This window comes from Paraburkholderia sp. D1E, assembly GCF_052682275.1.
Genome location: NZ_JBQYMB010000001.1, coordinates 7370679 through 7386192 on the forward strand (window position 1 = coordinate 7370679; position 15514 = coordinate 7386192).

12 protein-coding genes are annotated in these 15514 nt (G+C 61.9%); 7 read left to right on the forward strand and 5 right to left on the reverse strand.

Translation table 11 applies throughout. From position 1 onward, the window contains the following. Positions 1 to 245: 245 nt before the first annotated feature. The 3 genes from ACUN0E_RS33105 to ACUN0E_RS33115 are packed head-to-tail and all read right to left on the reverse strand — an operon-like array spanning position 246 to position 3054. Positions 246 to 1019: an ATP-binding cassette domain-containing protein gene (locus tag ACUN0E_RS33105; protein WP_408235334.1), complete on the reverse strand. Its 774-nt coding sequence runs from the start codon at positions 1017 to 1019 to the stop codon at positions 246 to 248. Beyond that, complete coding sequence (locus ACUN0E_RS33110; protein ID WP_445569244.1) at positions 1016 to 2023, reverse strand: ABC transporter permease subunit; 1008 nt, start codon at positions 2021 to 2023, stop codon at positions 1016 to 1018. Before ACUN0E_RS33110 ends, ACUN0E_RS33105 begins: the two co-directional genes overlap by 4 nt. Positions 2024 to 2073: 50 nt before the next feature. Continuing rightward, positions 2074 to 3054: an ABC transporter substrate-binding protein gene (locus ACUN0E_RS33115; protein WP_408509730.1), complete on the reverse strand. Its 981-nt coding sequence runs from the start codon at positions 3052 to 3054 to the stop codon at positions 2074 to 2076. 310 nt (positions 3055 to 3364) lie between these two features. On the opposite strand from ACUN0E_RS33115, the gene ACUN0E_RS33120 reads away from it, so the two are divergent. Then, entirely contained in the window at positions 3365 to 3736 is a 372-nt protein-coding gene (locus tag ACUN0E_RS33120) for a cupin domain-containing protein (RefSeq protein ID WP_445569245.1), read from the forward strand. A gap of 172 nt (positions 3737 to 3908) precedes the next feature. On the opposite strand, the gene ACUN0E_RS33125 is transcribed toward ACUN0E_RS33120, so the two are convergent. Next, positions 3909 to 5240 carry a chloride channel protein gene (locus tag ACUN0E_RS33125; protein ID WP_445569246.1) on the reverse strand — a complete coding sequence of 444 codons (1332 nt, stop codon included), beginning with the start codon at positions 5238 to 5240 and terminating at the stop codon, positions 3909 to 3911. Between the two features lie 221 nt (positions 5241 to 5461). Continuing rightward, the gene (locus tag ACUN0E_RS33130; RefSeq protein ID WP_408235319.1) at positions 5462 to 5836 is read right to left on the reverse strand and encodes an MAPEG family protein; all 375 of its coding nucleotides are present in this window, start codon (positions 5834 to 5836) and stop codon (positions 5462 to 5464) included. A 398-nt stretch (positions 5837 to 6234) separates the two neighbouring features. Here ACUN0E_RS33130 and ACUN0E_RS33135 point away from each other — a divergent pair, with 398 nt between their 5' ends. The 6 genes from ACUN0E_RS33135 to ACUN0E_RS33160 all read left to right on the forward strand — a co-directional run bounded on the left by ACUN0E_RS33135 (position 6235) and on the right by ACUN0E_RS33160 (position 15461). Next, entirely contained in the window at positions 6235 to 7455 is a 1221-nt protein-coding gene (locus ACUN0E_RS33135; protein ID WP_408235316.1) for an MFS transporter, read from the forward strand. Positions 7456 to 7860: 405 nt separating this feature from the next. Further along, positions 7861 to 8727 carry a TetR/AcrR family transcriptional regulator gene (locus ACUN0E_RS33140; RefSeq protein ID WP_408389312.1) on the forward strand — a complete coding sequence of 289 codons (867 nt, stop codon included), beginning with the start codon at positions 7861 to 7863 and terminating at the stop codon, positions 8725 to 8727. Between the two features lie 323 nt (positions 8728 to 9050). Then, the gene (locus ACUN0E_RS33145) at positions 9051 to 11549 is read left to right on the forward strand and encodes an acyl-CoA dehydrogenase (protein WP_445569247.1); all 2499 of its coding nucleotides are present in this window, start codon (positions 9051 to 9053) and stop codon (positions 11547 to 11549) included. Between the two features lie 124 nt (positions 11550 to 11673). Beyond that, the gene (locus ACUN0E_RS33150; RefSeq protein ID WP_445569248.1) at positions 11674 to 13086 is read left to right on the forward strand and encodes a 3-oxoacyl-ACP reductase; all 1413 of its coding nucleotides are present in this window, start codon (positions 11674 to 11676) and stop codon (positions 13084 to 13086) included. Between the two features lie 2 nt (positions 13087 to 13088). Next, positions 13089 to 14009: a MaoC family dehydratase gene (locus tag ACUN0E_RS33155; protein ID WP_445569249.1), complete on the forward strand. Its 921-nt coding sequence runs from the start codon at positions 13089 to 13091 to the stop codon at positions 14007 to 14009. Between the two features lie 150 nt (positions 14010 to 14159). After that, positions 14160 to 15461, forward strand: coding sequence for an acetyl-CoA C-acetyltransferase (locus tag ACUN0E_RS33160; RefSeq protein ID WP_445569250.1), 1302 nt, complete (start codon positions 14160 to 14162; stop codon positions 15459 to 15461). The last annotated feature ends 53 nt before the right edge of the window (positions 15462 to 15514 follow it).

Below are 15514 nucleotides of genomic sequence, written 5' to 3' on the forward strand. Positions count from 1 at the left end.
CGCATCCGGATCGCGCCTGGGACACCACTTCGCGTGATGCGTAAGAAATGGGAAGCAGGCTGCATTGGAGCGTCAGGGTAACGCGATACCAATATATGGTCAATTTTACTTAGCGAGTAGGCAGACTCGCCAAGATGGCGCAGAAATTTCCGATCACCCCCCCCCCCATAAATTGTGGCAATTTGATTAAGACCCCTCCTGGTCACGGTGTTGCATCAGCAATAAATAAGGGGCGGATACGGCGTTCAGTGGTCCGATCTGCGCGCGTTCGCGTACGTGTCCCCCACCATCAGATGCACAATCTCGTCGCCGTTAGTCCCGGCTACGAGCCGTTCGCCGGCGACCTCGCCGCGCCGCAGCACAACGATGCGATCGGCAATGGCGAAGATGTCGTGAAGGTTATGCGAGATCAGAATCACGGAGACGCCCTGGGCTTTCAGCGCGGCGATCAACTCCATCACCTTGCGTTGTTCGGGTACGCCGAGCGCGGCGGTGGGCTCGTCCATGATCAGCACGCGCGCATTCCAGTAAATGGCTCGGCCGATCGCAATCGCCTGCCGCTGGCCACCCGAGAGCATCTTCACCGGACCGCTGAGCTTACGCTCGGGAATCACGATGTCGAGACGCTCGAGCACTTCGCGTGCAACCTGCGCCATGCGCGGCCGGTCGATCACCTGAAGCCCGAATTGGCGGCGCGTCGGCTCGCGCCCGAGGAAGATGTTGCTCCCGACATCGAGATTGTCGGCAAGCGCAAGATCCTGATAGATCGTCTCGATCCCCTGCGCGCGAGCATCCTGCGGGTCGCGCATCTGCAAGGACGCGCCGTTGAACAGCAGGTGGCCCGCGTCCGCGCGGTAGACCCCGGAGATGATCTTGATGAGGGTCGACTTGCCCGCGCCATTGTCGCCTGCGAGCGCCAGCACTTCGCCCGCCATTAGTCGCAGCGAAACGCGCCGGAGCGCCTCCACGCCGCCGAAGCGGATCGAGATGTCGCGCGCCTCGAGGATCGGCGTGCTCATTGGGCACCTCCGAGACGTTCTTTGTACTGGTCGATCAGCACCGACATGATGATGACAATGCCGACCACGATGAACTGCCAGAACGCATTGACGTCGATAAATACCAGTCCGAACTCGATCACCGCGATGATCAACGCGCCAATCAGCGTGCCGATGACATTGCCGGTACCGCCGAACAGACTCGCGCCACCGATCACGACCGCTGCAATCGAATCGAGAAGCATCGGCTCCCCGGCGTTGGCGGCACCCGCAGCAAAGCGCGCCGTATAGACGATGCCGCCGATCGCGGCAAACGCAGCGGCGATCAGATAGATCACCAGCAGATGGCGCCTGACATTGATGCCGGCGCGGATCGCCGATTGTGGATTGCCGCCGATTGCATAGGTGTACTGGCCGAAGCGCGTCTTTGACAGCACAAAATGCATGATGACCAGCAACACAGCGGTCAGCGCCACCGGGATCCAGCCGCGGCCGAGCCACGCGAGCCCGGCATTGTCGACTGCCACCGTCATGCCGCTTCCCGCCGCGAGAAAGCCCGCCCCTCGGGCGACACCATACATGCCGAGCGTGCCGATGAAGGCGGGTACGCCGAGCCGCGCGATCAGTATGCCGTTGACTAGGCCCGGAATCGCGCATACCGCGACGGTCAGCGGAATGGAAAACAGCAGGATCCACGGCGAGCCGCTGCCCAAAATCGTGAATTGCGCGACACACACGGCGGCCAGTCCCATGACAAATCCTACCGACAGGTCGATGCCCGCGGTGATGATCACGAACGTCTGACCGATCGCGAGCAGCAGCGGCGCGCTGGCCGCCAGCCCGATCGACTGCAGGTTGTAGACATTGAAGATGAACGAGCGATGATCCGAGATCCGCGCCCAGACTTCGAAAAACACCAGTAGCGCACAAAGGAAAATCCAGGGCCACACCTTGCTGACCAGTGCGAGCCGGTCGAGCCGTGAGTTATCCATAAAGTCGTCCGGGAAATCGGCAGCGGTATCCACGTGCGCGCATGGGCGCACGCGGGGACAGGTCCTCGCTCGATAGCGCTCGCCTAGTTGGAATAGATGTACTGCTTCATGTCCGGCTGGTCGATGTTCGTCTTGTCGAGCACCACGAAGCCCGTGCTCTTGAAAGGCGGAATCTTCTTGCCGCGAATCACGTCTGCCGCGAACTTCACGCCGTAATAGCCGATCTCATCCGGGCGCTGCGCGATCGCGATGTCCACGAGGCCGCTTTTGATCTGCTGGTCGATGCCAGGCACGGCGTCGAACACCACGACCTTGACCACGCCCTGCTTGCCGGCCGCCTTGACGCCTTGGGCGGCGCCACTGCCGGAGAAAGTGTTGGCGCCGAACACGCCAGCAAGGTCGGGGTTGCGCGCTAGCACCGCGGCGACGTGGGATGCAGCGCGGTTCGCATCATCCTCGTTATATTGCGTTTGCAGCACCTTGATGTTTGGGTGCTTCTTCATCTCTTCCTGGAAACCCTCGGCGCGCGCATCGGTACTTGAGATGCCCGGCTTGTTGTTTTCGCAATAGACCGTACCCTTGTCGCCGATGGCCTTCGCGAGCGAGCGCGCCGCAACGCGGCCGCCTTCCAGGTTATCCGAAGCAATATAGGACAGTGGGAAATCCGCGTCGCCCTTGCCGGTCTGATAGTGCCCATCGCCGATATACGTATCGACCGTGATGACCTTGATGCCCGCGTCTGCCGCTTCCTTCAGTGGTCCGATCAATTGCTGCTTGTCGACCGGTGAAACCAGCAGTACATCCGGATGTTTGGCAATGAACGCCTTGAGGATCGGCACTTGCTCGGTGGTGTTCCATGCCTTGGGCACCTGGAATAACAACTGGACGTGTTCTTCATTTGCGGCCCGCTCGGCGCCGCGGTGCATCGTGAAGTAGAAAGGATCGGTGACGCCCGGCAGCAACGCGACGACTGGATGCGCGGCATCCGCATGCGCCGGCCCCGCGAACGAACAGGCCATGGTCGTTGCGAGTGCAACCAGATAGTGGGAAACGAAGCGCTTCATTTTTGTCTTCCTCCTGTTGAGTCCGACGAACGGCGCCTGAGCTGATTCGTTCTGACCTTCCCGAAGTGACGGCGTCCGGCAGTTGGCCAGTATACTGGCGGGTGTCAGCAGCGAGCCTGGTGTTTTCCAGCATCGCTTCCGCATAACTCCGCCGATGGACCCGGTTTGCCGCGGTCTCGCAGACGCGGTCTCATACCTGCCAGGCGCAGTAGCTTTGATCGCCGCGGCCACGTTCGAACAACCCCAAGTTTCTGGGTTCGTCACCGGCGAAGTTTTATGTGGACATACGCAGACCGAAAGGCGACACGATATGACTCACGATCCATCGACAGCGCCACAATTTCGCTGGAGCGATTCGAACGACGTCCCCTGGATACCTTCAACGCTCGCAAAGGGTGTCGAAGTGAAAAACCTGGGCAACGCGAACGGCCGCGCAATCCAGCTCGTGAGATTCGCACCCGGAGCAGCGTTTCCCGATCACCTTCACACCGGCCCTGAGTTCATCTATGTCCTGGAGGGCGAAGTGACCTGGAACGGTCGAGTGCTAGGGCGTGGAAACGTCGGGGTGGCGGAAACGGGGACGGTCGAGCGCGGTTTTCACAGCATGACCGGGTGTGTGTTCCTGCTTGTGTACGACCTCGATCAGATTTTCGATTCGGTGAGGCCGGGATCGGGTCAATAAAGGTCGCACGACCCGGACGTGCATGAGTGCCTCATGCCGCTCCACGAAACCATCAGGTTCTTGCGCTTCGGCAAGGATCACATGACGGTAGCGGCTCGGCTTCGCGGCGCTTCGGATCTGCATGCCTTGGGCGGTACGGCACGTCATGCCGCACCGTCAAAGGCGAAAAATTCTATCGCGCTTTGCCCGCCCCGCCCCAATTGAAACCAGAACCAAATTGCATTGCCGGCGCCCACTTCGCACACGCCTGAAAACTCAACGCGGCACCGCCGACGGCGAACAAAACCGGAATCAGAAAATCGTGGCTTACCCGGGTAAATTCAAAAACGAGAACAACAGCCGTAATAGGCATCTGCATCGATGAAGCCAGAAACGCCGTCGCACCGACAACGGCGAAAGCGCCTAGAGAAGCGCCCGGCCAAAACAGACTCCAGGCCCCGCCAAGCACGATCGCCAGCAAGGCGCCATTCGCGAGCCCGGGCGTCAACAGACCGCCTTCAGCGCCCACACGCAAACTACTCGCGGTAATCACCACCTTCAGCACCAGCAACATAGCCGCGAGACTCATCGTCAAGCCACCATCGAATGCCAATCCCGCAGGCCCTTTGCCATTGCCGAGCAACTGGGGAAAGTGCATCGCCAGCACGCCGATGATCGCGAAGTTCAACAGCGACAACACAGGCAGGCGCCAATCCTTGGGCGCCTCTGCGCGCGCGCGTTTGGTCAGCTCGGTAAAGCCCCACGCCGCAGCACCGAAAATCGGCCCGCACACCACGGACCACACCACCAGCGACGTGCTCAAGGTCAACGACGGCACCAGATACTGATGTTCATTGCCCAGACCGAGTTGCGCGACCAGCGCCGCCACCGCCGACGTGACGACCGCTGGCACGAGCGCCTTCCAGCCGAATGTGCCCAGCAAGACCTCGAGTACGAACACCGCGCCGCCGAGCGGCACGTTATAAACAGCGGCAAGGCCCGCTCCGGCCCCGCATGCAACCATGATCCGGCTCTGCTCGACCGATAAGCCGGCGCGGTGGGAGAGCCAGCCGGCTAGCACCGAACCGATCTCGCGCGGCGCGACTTCGCGCCCGAGCGGCGAGCCCAGTGCCACCGTCACAATCTGCAGTAATGCATGCACGATGGTGCTCAGCATAGGCATACGCGGATCGTCGGACTTGACGGCTTGACGAATGCTGACGAGCGGCCGCCCGAAGCGATACAGCAACCACCAGCCGAGCCCCGCCACCAATCCGCACGTCGTCAGGACAAGCAGGCGCCGCTCAGGCTCGGCGCCGGTGACGCCTTGCAGAAAACTCTCGCTGCTGATCACATGCGCCACGCTGTAGCCATATGCGAGGTGCTGAATGGTGTGCAGCAGCAAGGCAAGCAACATGCCACCGAGACCGGCGCCAATGCCCGTGAACAGCGTGACCGTGGCAAACGCCGCCAGCGGCTTTTGTGCGCGCCGCACAGGCGCTGAAGTGAGTGATTTGAGTGACATGGCGCGTCGGGACCGGCGACATTAATAAGATGACAACGATCTTATTCCGCGCCGCAACATGAGTCCAATTGATTTTTCTGCTCGACTGATGCGTTATTTGCATAAATAGCGCATGCCGGTCCCCTTCAACAGCAGCGCAAGCGCACTCGAGCCCATCCGCATCGTGGGAGCCGACGAACGACGCGCGCATCCGCCAGCATCGCCCCACGCTTCGCCTTACCTCAGTTCACTGAGACGAAAAACATCGACACCACGCACGCGACGCCGACAAACCACACCAGCGAACGCAACGACGCCAGGTTCGCCACATACAAAACGCCGTGCAACACGCGCGTGACAACAAAGGTAATCGCCAGCCAGTTGATCCACGGGCTCGATCCGCCCGCCTGCCCCGCGACGACGACCGCAGCGGTGAACATCGCCAGTGCTTCCCACGCGTTCTGATGCGCAGCGTAAGCACGCGCGCGCCAGCCTTCGAGGCCCGAGAGATAGGTGCGCGGCGCGCCATTGTCATAGCGCTTGCTGACCTTCGCCAGCATGATCCAAGGAAACGGCAGCACAACCACGATGAGCAGGCATAGATGCGGAATCGTCATTCGTTAGTCCCTTTGTATGCGCGGCGTGAATGCCGCGAGCCGCTGTTATACCTGCAGGCATCCGCTCCCGCCAACCTGAATCCCGCGAGTGGCACCTCTACCCGACACTCGAATCCGGAGAACCGGACCGCTGTTCTCAGAAGCGAAATAAACATTACAAATAACAAACAAAGAAGCAAACATGATTAATACGATAATTACATTTACCAAACATTTTCCATGCATCGAGATTCAGCATGAAATTCGCTCCAGGGATTAATACGGATAAACGCGGGTTCATTCATGCAAGCGCTTAACGCTCGGCGTACACTCGCTCGAAGCCCGCACCACGGGGCGCACGGGGCTGCAGAGCCGCCCGTCGTCAAACACGGGTTATTGGAGACTCAGGAGAACAATCAATGAGCTGGACACGGGAACAGAGAAACGTCACGATCGCCGCCTATCTGGGCTGGACCCTGGACGCATTCGATTTCTTTCTAATGGTGTTCGTATTGAAAGATATCGCGGCCGAATTCAATACAAAAATCCCGACGGTTGCCTTCGGCATCATGCTGACCCTGATAATGCGTCCAGTCGGCGCATTGATTTTCGGCTGGCTCGCCGACAAATACGGCCGCCGTCCGACGCTGATGGTCAACATCGCGTGCTTCTCGCTGCTGGAATTGCTGTCCGGCTTTTCGCCTAACCTGACCACCCTGCTCGTGCTGCGCGCCCTGTTCGGCATCGCAATGGGCGGCGAATGGGGGGTGGGCGGCGCACTGACGATGGAAACCGTGCCGCCGAAGTCGCGCGGCATCGTCTCAGGTCTCCTGCAAGCCGGCTACCCGAGCGGTTACCTGCTCGCCTCGGTCGTGTTCGGCGTCTTCTATCAATACATCGGCTGGCGCGGCATGTTCTTCGTCGGCGTGCTGCCAGCGCTGCTGGTGCTGTATGTGCGTGCGCACGTGCCGGAATCGCCCGCCTTCAAGACGCTCGAGAAGAAAACACGTCCGGGCCTCATCGCCACGTTGAAACAGAACGTCGGGCTGTCGCTCTACTCGATCGTGCTGATGACCGCGTTCAACTTCTTCTCGCATGGTTCGCAGGATCTGTATCCGACCTTCCTGCGCGTGCAGCATCAGTTCGACGCGCATACGGTGTCGTTGATCACGATCACGCTGAACATCGGCGCGATCTGCGGCGGCCTGTTCTTCGGTTTCATCTCGGAGAAGATCGGCCGCAAGCGCGCGATCTTCATCGCCGCATTGATCGCGTTGCCGGTGCTGCCGCTGTGGGCTTTCTCGTCCACGCCCGTGCTGCTCGCGGTTGGCGCGTTCCTGATGCAGATCTCCGTGCAAGGCGCATGGGGTGTGATTCCGGTGCACCTGAACGAAATCTCGCCCGATGAAATTCGCGCGACGTTCCCAGGCCTCGTGTATCAGCTCGGCAATCTGATCGCGTCGGTGAACGGCCCGCTGCAGGCGAGCGCCGCCGAAGCGCATGGCAACAACTACGCGCTGATCATGGCTGTCGTGATCGGTATCGTAGCGGTGGTCATTGCCGCGCTGATTCCGTTCAGCCGCGAACGCCGCGGCATCGACATGACGCAGTCGGCGAAACAGGTTGCAGCACAGCTTTAAGCGTTCGAACTAAACAGCTATTTCGACGCCGCGTTATCGGGCACAATAGATACAAAGGCGGCTCGAACCGCCACAAAGCAAAAGTCAGGCAAAGCAGGCGCAAAGCAGAAGCAGCAATGCGCACAAAGCTGGCGGCAGAAAGCAAACGCAAGGCCAAACAGGTAGCAAGTAATACGAGGCCGTTCCGATTTCGATCGGAACGGCCTTTTTTATTTCCGCGTGGTTTGACGCGCCCGCGCCCATTGGAAAGACGGACCTTCGTCAGGTCTTCTAGAGGAGTTCGTCCACACAGAGCCCTTGATCGCAGTCCCTATCCTTCTTTATCCTGAAAAAAAACGGCTGTTTCAAATGATAATTTGAATCGCTTGTTTGCGGGCCGGATGCCCGGCAACTGGGAGACGCAAAATGGCAGTTCGCACAACAGGCCGGCACGCCGGCGACACGAAGTCCCGCATCCTCGACGCCGCCGAAACACTCTTCATCGAATGCGGCTATGAGGCCATGTCCCTGCGCCAGATTACTTCGCGTGCCGAGGTGAATCTCGCGGCGGTCAACTATCACTTCGGCAGCAAGGAATCGCTGATTCATTCGATGCTGGCGCGCCGGCTCGACCGGCTCAACCAGGAGCGGCTCAAGCTGCTCGACCGCTTCGACCAGATGCTCGGCGCGCGTCTGACCTGCGAGCACGTGCTCGGCGCAATGTTCATTCCCGCGCTGCGGCTCTCGCGCGATCCGCGTGTCGGTGGCAAGGCGTTTTTGCGCTTGCTGGGCCGCGCTTATACGGATCCGTCGGCGTTCATCCGGGACTTTCTGAATGCGCATTACGAGTCGGTGGCGATACGCTTTTTCGATGCCTTCCAGCGTGCGTTGCCGCATCTGCCGCGTGAAGAGCTCGGCTGGCGTCTGCACTTCGCGATCGGCGCGCTGTCCGGCGTGCTGGCCGGTACCGATACCGACAGCCTGATTTCGGAGTTCTCACAGGGCAAGTCGATGAACGACCTGCAACTGATCGCGCGTCTCGCCTCGCTGATGGTGGCCGCGCTTAAAGCGCCCCTGCCTGACGGCTCGCAACTGGCCACGTTCGCCGCGGTGCTGGGCGACGCCACTGAAGGCGGCCCGGAAGGCCAGGCGGATGACGCAAACCCGGCTGCGGGTACCCAGTCGGCGTCAGGCGGGTCTGAATCGTCGGGACCGGCAGTCTCGGACGGTGAACGACGCGGTGGCAACATCGAGGCAAGTTCGTTTCAGCCCGCGTTGCACGGCACGGCCTGAATCAAGCGGCGCGGGCGGCGCTGCCATAGGCCGTCCGTGCGCAGACATCATGAATACCGCATACCCGAGCAGCACATCTAAGTCCCGCACCTAAGCGACGTCACGCTGTCGAACTGCAGACATGACACGAAAAGCGAAGCAGGCACGACTCGAAAGCCGCTTATGAGTGGCCCGAAGCGACCAGGACGCGGCTAAAGGCGACTTGAAAGCGACCCGAGCGCACAGCGTAACAGCAACACCGCCAGTCAGAAGATCAACAGAACGCGAGCCGTCCGCGACCCGTGGATGCGTTCGCACGCACTATCGAAACAGGAGGAAACGTCATGCCGTGGTTCATCCTAGTACTCGTCATTGCCGCTCTCGCACTCGTCTACGTTCAGGCGCGTGCCTCATGGTGGCTTGCCGTCATGATCATCTGGGTGGCGGCCGCGCATGTCAGCGGAGCAGCGGGTCCGGTGGCGACAACGGTACTCGCGATTGTCTTCGTCCTCCCTGCCCTCGTACTCACGATCAAACCATTGCGCCGTACGTGGCTCACGAAGCCGGTGCTCGACATCTTCCGCAAGATCCTGCCGGAGATGTCGCCGACCGAGCGCGACGCAATCGAAGCCGGCACCGTCTGGTGGGACGCCGAACTGTTCTCGGGGCGCCCGCATTGGGACACGCTGCTCGGCTACGGCCCCGCCACGCTGTCCGCTGAAGAACAATCGTTTCTCGACGTCGAATGCGAGCGTCTGTGCGATCTCGCGAACGATTGGGAAACCACCATGGTGTGGCAGGATCTGTCACCGAAAACCTGGCAGTACATCAAGGAGCGCGGCTTTCTCGGCATGATCATTCCGAAGCAGTACGGCGGCAAGCAGTTCTCCGCTTACGCACATTCGCAGGTCATCATGAAGCTCTCCACGCGCTGCTCGGCCGCTGCCGTTTCGGTGATGGTGCCGAACTCGCTCGGCCCGGCTGAGTTGCTGATGCACTACGGCACCGAAGAACAGAAAAACCACTACCTGCCACGTCTCGCTCGCGGCGACGAAATCCCCTGTTTCGCTTTGACGAGCCCCTACGCCGGTTCCGATGCGGCAGCGATTCCCGATGTGGGCATCGTCTGCAAGGGCACGTTTGAAGGCCGCGAGACGCTGGGTTTTCGCGTCACCTGGGACAAGCGCTACATCACGCTTGGACCGATCGCAACTGTTCTCGGCCTCGCGTTCCGCGCGCTCGATCCCGACCATCTGCTCGGCTCGGACGAAGAGCCCGGCATCACCTGCGCGCTGATTCCCACCGACCATCCGGGCGTCAACATCGGCCGCCGTCACTGGCCGCTGAACGCGGTGTTCCAGAACGGTCCGAACTCCGGTAAAGATGTCTTCATTCCGCTCGACTGGGTGATCGGCGGCCGCACACAGGTCGGTAACGGCTGGCGCATGCTGATGGAATGTCTCGCGGCGGGCCGCGCGATTTCGCTGCCGTCGTCGAATGTGGGGATGGCGAAGATCGCTGTGCGCGGCACCGGTGCTTATGCTGCGGTTCGCCGTCAGTTCCGCACTGCCATCGGCAAGTTCGAAGGCGTGCAGGAAGCGCTCGGCCGCATGGGCGGCAATCTCTACGTGATGGACGCGGCGCGCCGCCTGTCCGCGCATGCGGTGGACCTCGGCGAAAAGCCGTCGGTGATTTCGGCGATCGCGAAGTATCACATCACCGAACGCGCCCGCATGGTCATCAATGACGGCATGGACGTCGCCGCCGGCAAGGGCATCTGCATGGGACCATCGAACTTTCTCGCGCGTGCCTATCAGCAGGTGCCGATTGCAATCACCGTGGAAGGCGCGAACATTCTGACGCGTTGCCTGATCATCTTCGGTCAGGGTGCGATTCGCTGTCATCCGTATGTGCTGAAGGAAATGGCGGCCACGCGCGAAACCGATCACGCCAAGGCGCTGCGCGATTTCGATGCGGCCTTTTTCGGCCATGTCAGCTTCACGCTCTCCAACGTCGTGCGCAGTTTTGTTTATGGCATCACGGGTGGCGCGTTCATCGCCAAGCCACGCACGGCGTACGCACCGCTGCTGTCGTATTACCGCGCCGCCACCCGTATTTCGACCGCATTCGCGTTGCTCGCCGACGTCTCCATGTTCGTGCTCGGCGGCGATCTGAAACGGCGTGAACGCATTTCCGGCCGTCTGGGCGATGTGCTCTCCCAGCTCTATCTGATCTCCGCGACGCTCAAGCGCTTCGAAGACGAAGGCCGTCAGGAAGAAGACCTGCCGCTGGTACGCTGGGGTGTCGAAGATTCGCTGTACAAGGCACAGTACGCGCTCGACGGGGTGCTCGCGAACTACCCGAACCGCCTCGCCGCGGGTCTCGTGCGCGTGCTCGCGTTTCCGTTCGGCCTGCCGTATCGCGAGCCGTCCGATCGCCTCGGCACCGAGATCGCGGAGCTGATGCAAACGCCGGGCGCGGCGCGCAACCGCCTGGTCTCCGACTCGTACGTGCCGCATCCGGACGTCGATGCGCTCGGCTATGGCGAGCTCGTGTTCGAGTTGAACCCGCGCTTCATGCAGATCGACCAGAAACTGCGCGACGCGGTCAAGCAAGGCCTGCTCGAACCGATGCCTCAAAGCCTGCCGCAATTGGCCGCGTGGACCGAAGCGGCACAGCAGAAAGGCCTGATCGATGCCGACGATCGCCGCGTGCTCGAAGACTACGCGCGGTATGGCGCGCAAGTCGTGCAGGTCGACGACTTCCCACCCGACTTCGACATGCTCGCCAATTTGCAAAAGCGCAAGGACGCGCTCGAAAAAGCGCTGGAACTCGCGGCTTGAGCGCCTTGAAAAAACATCCAGACGGGGCACTCCCAGATGCCCCAAACTGGGTGCACACTGACACACGTCCGAGGTCCCCTATGGGGATTTCCTTCGGGGCGTGGCCAGCGGAGCAACGAACAATATGAACGACTCTTATCTGAACTTCGTCAACTCGCCGTTCGGCGCGCGCCTTGCGCGCTCGCTGGGCTTGCCGAAGCCCGAAGTGCTACACCGCTATCGCGCGGACCGGCCCGAGTTCGACGGACTGGTGGCGATCGGTGCGGGCCGCGAACCGCATCTGCTCGAGGCGCTTGCGAATCTCGTCACGAGCATTGGTGTGACGAGTGTTGCGCATGAAAGCGCTGGCCTGTGGGTACCGCTCGCGAATCGCCATGGTCTGATGACCGGCCGTTTCGAGGCGGCGGAGTCCGGTTCGCACGGCAAGCTCACTGCCCTGCTGTTCGATGCGAGCGGTATCGAAGACAGCAGCCAGCTCGAACCGCTGCACGGATTCTTCCACGACACGTTGCGCTCGCTCGGCAAGTGCGGCCGCATCATTGTGCTGGGGCGTCCGCCGGAAGCCTGCGCGAGTCCGCGCCAATGGACCGCGCAGCGCGCGCTCGAAGGCCTCACGCGTTCGCTCGGCAAGGAAGCGCGGCGCGGCATTACCGCCAATCTCGTCTACGTGGAGCACGGCGCCGAGAACGGCATCGAAGCGACGTTGCGATTTTTTCTATCGCCGCGTTCCGCCTATGTGTCGGGCCAGGTGGTGCGCATCGGCGTACGCGCCGGCGCCGATGCCTTGCCGGCGTTCGACTGGAATCAGCCGCTCGCGGGCCGTCGTGCCGTGGTCACCGGCGCCGCGCGCGGCATTGGCGCATCGATTGCGAGCGTGCTCGCCGCGGAAGGCGCGCACGTCATCGGCATCGACATTCCGTCGGCACGCGACGCGCTCGATTCGACGATGCGCCAGTTGAACGGCACCGCGCTCAGCTTCGACATCGCCGCGCCCGAAGCGCCCGCGCAGATCGCCGCAGCGCTCGACGAGCAAGGCGTGGATATCGTCGTGCACAACGCGGGCATCACCAGGGACAAAACCATCGCGAAGATGACCGATGCCGCGTGGCAAAGCGTGATCGATATCAACCTGTCCGCGCAGGAACGTATCGACGACGCCTTGCTCGCGGCCGGCATTCTGCGCGACGGCGGCCGCATCATCGGCGTGTCGTCGATCAGCGGCATCGCGGGCAACCTGGGCCAGACCAACTACGCCACATCAAAAGCCGGTGTGATCGGCCGGGTGCAAAGCATGGCGCCGCATCTGCGCGCACGTGGCATCACGATCAACGCGGTCGCGCCGGGTTTTATCGAAACGCAAATGACCGCGAAGATTCCACTGGCCATCCGCGAGGCCGGCCGCCGTATGAATTCGATGAGCCAGGGGGGCCAGCCGGTGGATGTCGCGCAGACCATCGCGTGGCTCGCGCATCCGGGATCGGCGGGCGTGAGCGGCCAGATCGTGCGCGTGTGCGGACAAAGCCTGATTGGAGCGTGAGCATGCGTGAGCCGGGTGATCCGTTCAGGAGTGCTCACGCAGCGAGCGCGGGCCGTCCCAGGACCGTCGTCATCGAGCAGTTGCCCGCGCCGGCAAAGCTGTATGCCCGCGCGTTGTCCGGCATCGTCAAACGTGGGCGCGACACGCACTTGCCGGCATTGCGCCTCGTGCGCCCTGCCGTGGTCCTCGACCCCGGCCCGATCTGGCGTTATTCGCGGGTTTGCGGCTTTATCCCCGAGCACGGCGTGCCGCTCACGTATCCGCATCTGCTTGCCTTCCCGCTGCACCTGCTGATGCTGACCGACCCGGCGTTTCCCTGGCCGGCACTCGGCCTCGTGCATCTGGCGAACCATGTGCGGTTGCGCCGCCCGCTCGCTTACAAGGACATGTTGCGCGTCGAGGTTGAATTCGGTGCGCTGCTGCGTCACGACAAAGGCCAGGCGTTCGTGCTGCATACCCGCATGTACCGCCGCGGCGAAGCGGTGTGGGACGGCGACAGCGTCTATCTGAAACGCGGCGTGCCGGCGAGCGGCGGTCCGCTCGATCCGCTGGAACTCGGGCACGACGCGTTGGAACGCATCTCGCGCTGGCAACTGCCGCCGCAACTGGGCCGCGACTACGCGAAAGTCTCCGGCGACTACAACCCGATTCACCTGACTGCGCTATCCGCGAAAGCATTCGGCTTTCCGCGCGCCATTGCGCATGGCATGTGGACGCTGGCGCGCGCGGCCGCCGCGCTGCAACCGCCGAAACCGCTCGCCGAGGCGACGTTGAGTGCCGAATTCAAATTGCCGATGCTGCTGCCGGGCGAAGCAACACTGTGGAGCGCGTCGCCCTCGCTGATCGAGCGCGACATCGAAGTACGCGACATTGCTGGAGAAAAACCGCATTTGCGCGGCCGAATGCAATGGAAGCTGCTATGAGGCCTCGCAGACACGCCTATGTTTTCGTCATCGCATGGAATTGAAGCTGCCTGAGAATTGTTGTTGATCCAACAGAAACACCATTGCAAAGAAGCCTTACTCACCATTCGCACCGTTCAATAACCAGGGAACGACCCAAAGGAGCCGAGCATGTCCAACCCGCTGCCCGCCGTGCGCCGCGTCGCTATCATCGGCGGCAACCGGATTCCGTTTGCCCGCTCGAACACCACGTACGCGACCGCGTCGAATCAGGACATGCTGACGTTCACGCTGCAAGGCCTGATCGACCGCTACAACCTGCACGGCGAACGCCTGGGCGAAGTAGCGGCCGGCGCCGTCATCAAGCATTCGCGCGATTTCAACCTGACGCGCGAATCCGTGCTATCCACCACGCTCGCCAAAGAAACGCCCGCTTATGATGTGCAGCAGGCCTGCGGTACCGGGCTGGAAGCGGCGATTCTCGTCGCCAACAAGATCGCTCTCGGGCAGATCGAAGTGGGCATCGCGGGCGGCGTGGATACGACCTCCGACGCACCGATCGGTGTCAACGAGCGCATGCGCAAGATCCTGCTCGAAGCGAATCGCGGCAAGAGCACCGGCCAACGTGTCGGTGCGCTGACCAAACTGCGACCGGGCATGTTTTTCAAACCGCTTTTGCCGCGCAACGGCGAGCCGCGTACCGGGCTTTCGATGGGTGAACATTGCGAGCTGATGGCCAAGCGCTGGAACATCTCGCGCGAAGCGCAGGATGTGCTCGCTTACGACAGTCACCGCAAGCTCACCGAGGCGTATGCACGCGGCTTCGTCAACGATCTGATGACACCGTACCGTGGCCTCGCGCGCGACAACAACCTGCGCGCCGACCTGACACTGGAAAAACTCGCCGGTCTGAAGCCGGTATTCGATCGCGACGCAGGCACGCTGACAGCCGGCAATTCGACGCCGCTGACCGACGGCGCGTCCGCCGTCTTGCTCGCAAGCGAAGAATGGGCGGCCAAACATGGCCTGCCGGTGCTGGCGTATCTAAGCTGGTCCGAAACCGCCGCGGTCGACTTTTTCGACAAGAAAGAAGGCCTGCTGATGGCGCCCGCTTATGCCGTGCCGCGCATGCTGGCGCGCGCCGGGCTCACGTTGCAGGACTTCGATCTGTACGAGATTCACGAAGCCTTCGCCGCGCAGGTGTTGTGCACGCTCACGGCGTGGCAGGATGACGAGTATTGCCGCACGCAGCTCGGTTTGGCCGGGCCGCTCGGCGCGATCGATCGGGCAAAATTGAATGTGAACGGCAGCTCGCTTGCCACCGGCCATCCGTTTGCCGCCACGGGTGGCCGCATTGTCGCCGGACTCGCGAAAATGCTCGCGCAACTCGACAAACCGGCCGGCACCGCACGCGGGCTGATTTCGATCTGCGCGGCGGGCGGCCAGGGCGTAGTGGCGATTCTGGAACGTTGAGCGCCGCGGCTGGACCAGCGCGTGCTTCAATGAATGCTTTGCTTCGAAAGTTG

Bases quoted from the DNA above. Each gene is read 5' to 3' on its own strand.
- ACUN0E_RS33105 (WP_408235334.1), bottom strand. From the start codon at position 1,019: ATGAGCACGCCGATCCTCGAGGCGCGCGACATCTCGATCCGCTTCGGC.
- ACUN0E_RS33115 (WP_408509730.1), bottom strand. From the start codon at position 3,054: ATGAAGCGCTTCGTTTCCCACTATCTGGTTGCACTCGCAACGACCATG.
- ACUN0E_RS33120 (WP_445569245.1), top strand. From the start codon at position 3,365: ATGACTCACGATCCATCGACAGCGCCACAATTTCGCTGGAGCGATTCG.
- ACUN0E_RS33125 (WP_445569246.1), bottom strand. From the start codon at position 5,240: ATGTCACTCAAATCACTCACTTCAGCGCCTGTGCGGCGCGCACAAAAG.
- ACUN0E_RS33130 (WP_408235319.1), bottom strand. From the start codon at position 5,836: ATGACGATTCCGCATCTATGCCTGCTCATCGTGGTTGTGCTGCCGTTT.
- ACUN0E_RS33135 (WP_408235316.1), top strand. From the start codon at position 6,235: ATGAGCTGGACACGGGAACAGAGAAACGTCACGATCGCCGCCTATCTG.
- ACUN0E_RS33140 (WP_408389312.1), top strand. From the start codon at position 7,861: ATGGCAGTTCGCACAACAGGCCGGCACGCCGGCGACACGAAGTCCCGC.
- ACUN0E_RS33145 (WP_445569247.1), top strand. From the start codon at position 9,051: ATGCCGTGGTTCATCCTAGTACTCGTCATTGCCGCTCTCGCACTCGTC.
- ACUN0E_RS33150 (WP_445569248.1), top strand. From the start codon at position 11,674: ATGAACGACTCTTATCTGAACTTCGTCAACTCGCCGTTCGGCGCGCGC.
- ACUN0E_RS33155 (WP_445569249.1), top strand. From the start codon at position 13,089: ATGCGTGAGCCGGGTGATCCGTTCAGGAGTGCTCACGCAGCGAGCGCG.
- ACUN0E_RS33160 (WP_445569250.1), top strand. From the start codon at position 14,160: ATGTCCAACCCGCTGCCCGCCGTGCGCCGCGTCGCTATCATCGGCGGC.